Consider the following 9,705-nt stretch of genomic DNA (forward strand, 5'->3'; position numbering starts at 1 on the left):
ATTGCAAGTCTATAAAGAGGGAAGACTTCCATGAGAGGAAAGATTGTTGAAATTTTTTATACTTTGTTTTGGGGTTACGGTATGTTGAGTCGGTGGAACCGTCAGTTTGAGGGATGAAAAAAAATCGGGAAGATCAGCCTTTCTTTTTTCTTTCTCTTCAAAAGTGTTTACAATTTTTCCGGTTCTTTGAAATGAATTGCAATACAAACCGTCAATTGCAGTTTTTTGAAGAAAATACAGGAGCAGAGAAGGATAATCGCTAGCATAGGCCGGGAATGGTTCAGATCTTTTTTTGAGCTGAATAGCAAAGATGCGCACACCATATTGCTGGAGGGTGGTTGTATAATCCTGCAGGATGGGGTTCCCTTCCCGGTCAAGGAGCAAACTGCCGGGAAGAGCCAGGGCTGCAGCATAACCGGCGAGAATTCTTCTACCGCTGTTGGTAAAGAGCCAGTCATAGTTGTAGGGGATATATTCTCCCAGAATTTTCTGTCTTGCTTCGACAATGTCCTCATTTCCAACCATCTGAATAAGCGGCAGATCCATCTGTCTTGCCGGCATCAGCCTGTCGTGGATTCGCTGCAGTTCTTCCGGATCAAAACACTGGAGAAAAAGATTGCTTTTCCTGTCTGTGTAGCCGTAAAGCTGAAGAGTATCGAGTATAGCGGAGCTGATGTCCCTGTCGTGGTCATGAAAAAACCAGGGCTGTTTGATTTCCAGGCTGATTCCCATGGAATATTCAGCAGATGTTTTTTCTTTTTTTCCCATTATTTTTTCCAGTCTTCGAATCAGCGCCAACTCTTCCTGCAGGGTTGGAATGGCCATGGAAAGGGCGGAAGAATCGGTTTCAAAAACATTATGCAGGCGAAGCTGGCGAATTTCCTGCAGGGTAAAGTCAATGACATAAAAATTACCGTCTTCACGATTTCGTTCGGGAAAGAGATTGGCGACATCCGTCAGCCGGTTCAGGGTAAGATCCCGGAAGACAACGAGCTGATTATCCGAAGTCATCCCCACGTGGAGTTCGATATACGGTGCATTCTCTGCGGCTGCCAGCACAACAGCAGGCAGGGTATGTTCTATGAGACTGTCGCCTCCTCCGTTACGTACAATGATGGTTTTTTCTGTTGCTGATACGGATACGGCAAAAAAAAGAAGAAAAGAGAAAAGCAGAAAGACATGATGTTTTTTCATATCAGGAGATCCTCCCGGGAAGGTGTCAACTGGCTGAAGTCGGTGATGGAGGGAAAACTGTCGGAAAACGCCGGTGCAAGTCTGGAGCTGGGTCTGGCAATATGGCAGAGATGATGGATACCGAATTTACGTGCGGAAAAAAGAACCTTTTCAGTATCATCAGCAAAAAAAGTGGTTTCTTTTGCAAAGGGAAGAAGAGTTTCAAGAGTCTTCCAGAATCGCTGCCTTTCCTTGGGTGCCCCAACATCATTTGAGGAAAAAACAGCTTGAAAGTAACCCTTCAGGGCAACTTTGTCGAGCTTGACATCGAGGGTCTTCGGGTGGGCGTTGGTCACAAGGAAGATTTTCTTCTCGAGTGTTGTGAGGTGGTCAAGAAAATCAATCACTCCAGGATGGATTGCAATGAGGTGACTGACTTCTTTTTTCAGCATGGGAATATTCAGATCCAGTTTTGCCGACCAATGATCGAGGTCTGTCCAGAGCAGTGTGTTTTCAACCGATTTATAGGTGGCAAGCAGTTGTCTCCGTGCTGTTGCCAGGTCGAGATTGTTTTTTCCGGCAAACACCCGGGGGACATACTCGTTCCAGAAATAGTCATCGAAATACCTGTCCAGCAGTGTACCGTCCAGGTCAAGGAAAACTGTTTCTATCTCATGCCAGTGGAAGAGAGTCGGCTTTTTCTCAAAGGGTTGTTCAAGTATTTTCATGATCAGTCAGGTTTTCCAGATCTGTTAAGGTACGGGAAAGGAATTTAAAAAGCTGTTCGGTTGTATCCATTTTACGGCAGATAATCAGCCGTCCCTCCGGAGTAATTTTCGGCGGTGGATTCTTTCTTCTCTTCCCCGGGAATTTCTCCAGGTAGCCAAGCAGCATTTCCGGTCTGAGCGGTGTATCATCTGAAAAATGAAATACCAGGGTATCACGGCCCTTTTCAAGTTTTTTTATCCTGAGAAAGGAAAGACGTTTTTTTATGGCAACGATCGTGAACAGATTTTCTGTTTCCCGCGGGATTTTACCGTACCTGTCGATCAGTTCGTCCCTGAGATCTCCATCACTGTCAGCCGGAGATGTAGCAAGGGCAGCAATTCTCCGGTAGGTAATATATCGCTGGCTGACATCGGGAATATAGGAAGCGGGAATATAAGCGGAGATCTGGAGATTGATTTCCGGATCAATGTAGTCCCGGATCGTTTCCGCATCCTTTTGCCCGCTTCTTCTTTTCAGGTCGGCAACGGTCTTCTGCAGCAGATCAAGATAAAGATCATAACCGATTGCTGCAATATTCCCACTCTGGGAAACACCGAGCAGGTTTCCGCCGCCGCGGATCTGTAGATCGCTCATGGCAAGTTTAAAACCGCCTCCCAGGTCATTACAGTCCATAAGTGCCCGAAGTCTGTCCCTGGAGTCGCGACTGAGATGGTCGATGGAGGGAACGAGCAGGTAGGCGAAAGACTGTACATTTGATCGTCCGACCCTGCCCCGTAACTGGTAGATTTCAGCAAGTCCAAGCATATCGGCTCGGTTGATAATGATGGTGTTGGCAGAGGGAATATCAAGTCCGGATTCGATGATGGTGGTGCTGACCAGGACATCAATTTCACGGTTGACAAAGGAGACCATGATTTCTTCCAGTTCCCTGCCATTCATCTGACCGTGGGCTACGGCAACACGTGCACCAGGAACAAGGTTTTGAATTGAGGCCGCAAACCGATAAATTGATTTGACACGGTTATGGACGAAGAAAACCTGCCCTCCCCTGCGGAGTTCCTTGGAGACCGCCTCCCTGATGACAAGATCATCGTAACGGGCGACAAAGGTTTTTACGGGACGTCGGTGTTCCGGGGGCTTGAGATTACAGAGAGGTCACGTATATTGAGAAGCGACATCTGCAGAGTTCTCGGAATGGGAGTCGCTGTCAGGGTGAGGATGTCAACCTCAGCCCGCATTTTTTTGACCTTTTCTTTATGGGCAACTCCGAAACGGTGCTCTTCATCAATGACCAGCAGACCCAGATTATGGAAGATAACATCCTTTGACAGCAGGCGGTGTGTGCCGATGATGATGTTGAGTTCACCCTGGGCCAGCTCCTTCAGGATCCTGCGTTGCTCTGCCGGAGTGCGGAAACGGTTGATGCATTCCACTGTAACAGGAAAACCTTTGAGGCGCTCCCTGAAGGTTTTGACATGCTGCTCCGCCAGAACTGTTGTCGGAACAAGGACAGCAGCCTGGAACCCGTCTTCCACAACCTTGAAAGCAGCACGGATTGCCACCTCTGTTTTGCCGTATCCAACATCCCCGCAAACGAGACGGTCCATGGGGTTTTCACTCGTCAGATCATCCAGGACATCATCAATGGCCTTCTGCTGTCCCGGTGTCTCTTCAAAGGGGAAAGATTCTTCCAGCTCCTGAAAGAGGTGACCGGGTGGGGAAAACTGCCGGCCTTTGCGGATTTCTCTCAGGGCATAGATATCCAGGAGTTCCTGGGCAACTTTCCAGACCTCTTCCTTGATTTTGGATTTGGTTGTTTTCCAGCTCTGGCTTCCAAGTTTATCGATTTTTGGTTGCTTGTCAGAGAGTCCTTCGTATTTACTGATCAGGTTCAGCCTGTCAACCGGCAGGTAGAGTTTATCTCCGTCACGATATTCGATGAGCATGAAATCATTAATAACAGAAAACAACTCCACTGTGGAGAGACCGCGGTAGATGCCGAGCCCGTGGTCACGATGAACAACTATGTCCCCGTCTGCCAGCTCGGCAAAACGTACAGGTTCACCTTTCTGTTTTTTCTTTGCAGCCCTGCCACCAATCCGCATTGCTCCGAACAGTTCATTTTCTGAAAGCAGGTGGAGTTTTTCATCAAGAAGGGAAAAACCTGCAGAAAGGGGATGATTGCAGAGGAAAAGTGTTTCCTGGTCCCCCGCCACAGGGTTTTCGGGGCTAAAGGTGGAGAGAGTATCTTGATGGTGTGATTATGTTTTGTCAGCAGTTCCGCCAGGTTTTTTGTGTGGCGTTCGGACCGGCAGCAGATGATGACCTTGTCCCCGTCATTCTGCCATTTGACAATCTGGTCAGAAAGAGGTGCCAGTACCCCGATCCTGGCCCTTTTGAGGGCAATGTCCTGCTTAAGGAGGCGGTGATCAGAGGTGTTGACGGTTATACTGGATGTGTTTTCCTTTGGAAAATCTGTCAAGAGAAGCTGGCTGAATGAGGCCATTCTTTCCTTTATCTCTTCTTTTCCCAGGAAGATGTCGGCTGGCGGCAGAGCGGGTTTTCCTTCTGCTTCAGCAGACTGGAAATTGGCTTTGATCCGTTCAAAAATGATATCCATCGCCTGGAAAACTGATTCGGGATCGATGAAGACCAAGGATGTTTTCCGGGGGAGGAAATCAAAAACGGTAGCTGGTTGTAAGTTCTCTTTTCCATAGAAGAGAGGAAGAAAAAATTCCATTCCGGCAAATCGGCGACCGTTTTTTATGCGGTCAGAGATCCACGCGGCCTCTTCGTCATCCCAACCGTATTTTTTGCCGAGTTGAAGAAAAGTGCGTCCGATCTGTCGGTTGTCTTCGGTTTTTCGGTTGATAATATCAGTTACCGGCAGCAAGGTCGCATCAGTTATTTCTTCGGTTGAGCGCTGGCTGAAGGGATCAAAAGAGCGCAGGGATTCGATGGTGTCCCCAAAAAAATCGAGCCGAACAGGTCCCCTGTGGAGTTTACCGTTTTCCAGAATAAAGGCAGGGGGGAAAATATCAACAATGCCACCCCGGACAGAAAAATCCCCCACGGACTGGGCGAGGCCCACCTGTTCATATCCAAGCTGAACCAGGCCAGCCAGGAGCTCATCCATGTCACATTCTTCTCCCGACATGAGATATTCAACTTCATTTCTGAGAATCTTATCCGGTATGACACGGCGAAGGAGTGCCTCTATTGAAGTAATTATAATATGGTCACTGTCATTTTCCGTAGCCTGGTAAAGTGTTGCAATTCTGGCCGCGGTGATCTGCGGGTCCGGAGAGAGCGGAGTATATGGCGGGATTTCATGGCCTGGATAGATCAGGAGCTGTCTGTCTGTAAACAGTTTTATATCCTGCTCGAAAATTGAGACAAGATGTTCATCCGGAACAATACAGCAGCAGGTGGTCTTCCTACTGGCAATTGCCGACAGCCATGCAGGTGCAGCTCCCCGTAAACCTTTTACAGCGAAAGGAGCAGCATCGACAGAGAGGGATTTTGAGATAGAATGCGTCATGAAAAGAAGTGCCGGTTACACCGAAGTTAGAGGTATAACCGGCATCAGCCTGATAAAGAGAGAAAAACTACAATGTTAAGTCTATTACACAGTTGCTGGATCGTATTGTTCAGCCTGAAAAGCAAATGGGCTAAAAAGTACCGCCTATACTGAAATCCCACACTGTTTTATCCTCATCCTCCAGTGGATCAAGGTTGAATCCCCACACCAGCCGCAGGGGACCCATGGGTGACAACCAGCGAACACCAACACCGGCAGCTTTTTTGATGGAATCGGTAAAATCGCCCCAGTTTTGATCGTCATCGAGGACCTGACCGGAATCAAAAAAGAAAACACCGCGAAGTCCCTGGGTTTCGAGCAGAGGGAAGATAAATTCAATATTGGAATACCACATCTTGTCGCCACCTATCCTGTCACCGGATGCTTCGTCAATCGGACTGATTTTTGCGTATTTGAAACCTCTGACGGAATTGAGGCCACCGAGGTAAAACCGTTCATAAACCGGCAGTTTGTCTGTTTCGTTCTCAAAGACCTGGCCGGCAGCACCCTTGATATGAAAAATTGTTTTGAACGGCAGGGGGAAGTACCAGCTGGTTGAGCCTTCAAGTTTGGTAAATTGTGCATCTCCTCCCAGGGGGCCGCCTCCGAATTTTACACTGAGCACATTTCTAGAACCGCTTGAAGCCCCATATAGACGGTTTCTGGTGTCTCTAACCAGGGAAACCTTGATTGCACTGGTGACATGAAGGTCCACCGATTTTCGAATAACGTAAGAGGCCGTATCCTCCACATCCGTCAAGTCGGTGTTGGTATAGCTGTAGTTTCCAAAAAACTTCCATTTTCCCCAGATGGGATAACCCATGCGGATGCCACCACCTTTGGAGTCTTTTGTGTAATCATCATACTCGCGCTTTGTACTGAAAGCATCCATCCCCCAGGAAAAAGAAGAATCGTTCAGATGAGGATTTGTGTATCCCAGGTTGAATCTGGAGCTGAAACCGCTGATATTTCCACTCAGTGCCAGAGTGTCACCGCGGCCCAGAAAATTGTTTTCTGATATCCGGCCCATGAGTATGAGCTTGTCAACAGAGCTGTAACCTGCTCCGATACTGAACGTTCCTGTGCTTTTTTCCTTTACCTCGACCACTATATTCATTCGGGCAGGATTCAGTGATGGCTCAGGAGTGATATTGACCTCCTCAAAATACATGAGTCGCTGAAGAGCCTGGGTGGATTGACGCAGTGCCTTGGAGTTGAAGACACCTCCCTCAGCAATTTTCAACTCCCGCCGGATGACATTGTCCCTTGTACGCGTGTTACCTTTAATGGTGATCCTGTCAATGTATACAAGGTCACCTTTACTGATCTTGAAATTAATATCAATTCTGTTTCCGGTTGTTTTCCTGGTTATCGGTCTGATGTTGGCAAAGGCATATCCGGATTCCGCATAATAATCAGTCAGTTTGAGAATATCTTCTCGCAGTATTTGACGTGAGAGATATTTTTCTTTCCGTATTTGGAGTAAATCCAGCATCTTGTCCTTACTTCCGATAATATCTCCAGAGAATTCAACCGTGCCCACGCGGAACCGGGGACCCTCGTCGATCACGAACTTCAGGTAGAGCCATTCTTTTTCCTGTCGAATTTCAGGCTCCCCGATTCGTGCATCCAGAAAACCGTGGTTGTTATAAAACGCGATGATTCTGGATGTATCCTGTTTTATTTTCACCATATCCAGAAGACCGGCCTCAGTCAGCCATGAGAGAAACCATTTTTCCTTGGTTTCGATCACGTCAAGCAGTTCATCATCGTCAAAGGTAGTATTACCTTCAAAGGAGATTTTCTTGATATAAATCTTCTCGCCTTCATCAATAATAAAACGGACAACTGCACCTTTGTCGTTCGGATAGCTGATTGTTGAGTTGACCTTGCTGTTGTAAAAACCCTTGGTTTTGTACAGCTGACGGATCGCCTCCTCTGCAGCACTTATTTTTACCGGGTTAAGGATGAAATGTTCCTTGATATTGGCGGCTTCCTTGACGTCTTCTTCTTTCAGCTCGTCTATTCCCTCAAATATGACTGACTGGATGACAGGTTTTTCAACAACACGGAAGATTATTTTTTTTCCGTTTGCTGTATCTTGAACATCGATCTGAACGTCATTGAAATATCCCATCTTGTAAATGGATTTCAAATCCTGTCGGAGGGCGGCCGGATCATAGGCATCACCAGCCTTGGTCTTGATCTTTCTGAGTATTGCCCCGGAATCAATCCGGCTGTTGCCTTCGGGAGCTATTGATGAAATTCTGAAATCTCTGTCGATATATGCCTGTATCCCCGTGATGATTTTTAAGAGCAGCATGGGCAACTCGTCCGGGTTTTTACCTGTCTGGTAATAGTAAGTGGGGCTTTCCGGAGAGAGAGTGTCAAACAGCTTTACATCAATACTGAACTGACCACCAATTTCCGTAAGGCTTCCCGTGGCAATATAGTCAATCTGATGGGCATCAGCAATTTTCTTCAGGTCAGCGGGCTTGGGGGGCCATGTTTTTAAGTCCTTGATTTCCGGACTAGTCCTTGGGAGTTGTTGTATGTCAGCAGCAGAGAGGGCCTCGGCCAGCGCGCTGTCAGCCTGGGAGGTCAGAGTGGTGATATTGGTGGAACTGTTAATTTTCAGAGGCAGAAAAAGTGTTTTCAAAGACTCGGCGTGGCATGATAATACAAACGTGAAAAGGAACAGGATGAAGACAGATATCGATAACGGTTGTTTCAGTTTATGAAAAAATGTGTTTTCCTGGAGAAAAATCATATGATCTGGTCCCGTTTATATTATGTGTGTTTATCTGAAAATCTCGCTGCCGAGGATTGTTTTGGCGCAGTTAGGATTTTCATGGTTTATTGCTGATCCATCAAGTCGTGCCATGCAGGTTTATCCTGAATTGGTGACTGCTTCAAAATTTGTTCATTATGCCATGTTTGGTCGTCTTTGCAAAGGGTGCAGTTGCAAGGGGGAAAAAAATCAGGAAATTTTCATGAAATTTATAGAAAATTATTTTTAATGTTATGAAATTGTTGGATGTATTTACTCGTATACAGGATGCTGCTGATCTGTTTTTTCCCCATTGCTGCATTGCCTGTGGTGAGAAACTATTTGACAGATCTCTTTGTTTCTTCTGTCGGGAGTGCCGTGCTGCAATTCAATATATCGAATCACCAGTATGCAGGAGATGTGGTGTCGAGTTTGCAGCGTATCACCATAGAGAGCATTTTTGCGGGGACTGCCTTCAGAATTTTCCGCCTTATACACTGGCGCGTTCTGTTGTCAGGTATAGTGAGCCGGTAAAAAAACTGCTTTACAGATTGAAATACAGAGAAGATCCATCTGTATTGCCTGGTATCGCTGATATCGTCTCCTGCTATGATATGAGTGAATTTGAACAATGTGACTATGCCGTACCTGTACCTCTTCATATAAAACGCCTTCGCAGAAGAGGTTTAAATCAGTCAATGCTGCTGGCGGATCTCTTTTTTAAAGAGACTGCCGATTGTACAGTAAGGTCCGATATTCTTGTCAGGAAATATCATACTGTTTCACAAACATCCCTTGGGGGTGAAGCGAGAAGAAAAAACCTTGTAAATGCTTTTGTATGCCGGAATGGAGAAGATGTTCCAGGAAAGAGGATATGTTTAGTTGATGATGTTTTTACAACTGGAACAACAGTGGCAGAATGCAGTAAAACTCTTCTGAAATATGGTGCAAAAGAAGTCAGAATTCTTACCTTTGCCAGGGCGTAGGTGGAACAGAGTGGCAGTACTTCTGGAAAAATGACTTTTTTTTTGAGAGGGATAATTTTTTTTTCATGCTGAAACCCACGTGGAATACGAGATTGAAAAATTTCATAGAGCAATATTGAGATATATTTTGTTTTATTTAGTTATTTTGAGAAAAACCAAGTTAAGGATTATGATTCAATTGTTGATAACTTTGTTGATTACTCTCTAAGGGTGCTATATGTCGGAATAAAAATGGAGTTTGCAAAGATCCCCTTATTTCAAGGGAAAGGGGACGGGCCTGGGTGTAAAGGCAGGTGCAGTAAGGAGTTGCACTCCATGTGCATATTTTTAGATTGAAGAAGCAAAATATCTGAAAATCGTCTTTGACTGGAATCGGAAATTGAAGTTAATTCTCTCACATGATTTGCGAGTCGGGCGCATCTTCCCGAAACTTCATATGTACAGTTTGATGAGACTGGTTTTTGAAT

Annotated in this window: 7 protein-coding genes; 1 reads left to right on the forward strand and 6 read right to left on the reverse strand. The window is 46.0% G+C overall.

The features are described from left to right. Positions 1-9 precede the first annotated feature (9 nt). From LO777_RS19825 to bamA, 6 genes are all read right to left on the reverse strand, one after another. Complete coding sequence (locus LO777_RS19825) at positions 10-1,194, reverse strand: glycerophosphodiester phosphodiesterase family protein (RefSeq protein ID WP_228855545.1); 1,185 nt, start codon at positions 1,192-1,194, stop codon at positions 10-12. Beyond that, positions 1,191-1,901, reverse strand: a complete 711-nt coding sequence (locus LO777_RS19830) for an HAD hydrolase-like protein (protein ID WP_228855546.1) — start codon at positions 1,899-1,901, stop codon at positions 1,191-1,193. The genes LO777_RS19825 and LO777_RS19830 overlap by 4 nt, the downstream gene beginning before the upstream one ends. After that, entirely contained in the window at positions 1,888-2,982 is a 1,095-nt protein-coding gene (locus LO777_RS19835) for a TRCF domain-containing protein (protein ID WP_329955763.1), read from the reverse strand. The genes LO777_RS19830 and LO777_RS19835 overlap by 14 nt, the downstream gene beginning before the upstream one ends. A 32-nt stretch (positions 2,983-3,014) precedes the next feature. Next, a complete protein-coding gene (locus LO777_RS19840) occupies positions 3,015-4,007 on the reverse strand; it encodes a DEAD/DEAH box helicase (protein ID WP_228855547.1) in 993 nt (330 codons plus the stop codon). Further along, positions 3,926-5,443, reverse strand: coding sequence for a transcription-repair coupling factor family protein (locus LO777_RS19845; protein ID WP_228855548.1), 1,518 nt, complete (start codon positions 5,441-5,443; stop codon positions 3,926-3,928). The genes LO777_RS19840 and LO777_RS19845 overlap by 82 nt, the downstream gene beginning before the upstream one ends. A gap of 130 nt (positions 5,444-5,573) precedes the next feature. After that, positions 5,574-8,141 carry an outer membrane protein assembly factor BamA gene (gene bamA / locus LO777_RS19850; protein WP_228855549.1) on the reverse strand — a complete coding sequence of 856 codons (2,568 nt, stop codon included), beginning with the start codon at positions 8,139-8,141 and terminating at the stop codon, positions 5,574-5,576. 365 nt (positions 8,142-8,506) lie between these two features. On the opposite strand from bamA, the gene LO777_RS19855 reads away from it, so the two are divergent. Continuing rightward, positions 8,507-9,238 (forward strand): ComF family protein, encoded by a 732-nt coding sequence (locus LO777_RS19855; protein WP_228855550.1) that lies wholly within the window; start codon positions 8,507-8,509, stop codon positions 9,236-9,238. Positions 9,239-9,705: the final 467 nt, after the last annotated feature.

This window comes from Desulfomarina profundi, from assembly GCF_019703855.1.
In the GTDB taxonomy this organism is placed as follows: Bacteria; Desulfobacterota; Desulfobulbia; order Desulfobulbales; family Desulfocapsaceae; genus Desulfomarina; species Desulfomarina profundi.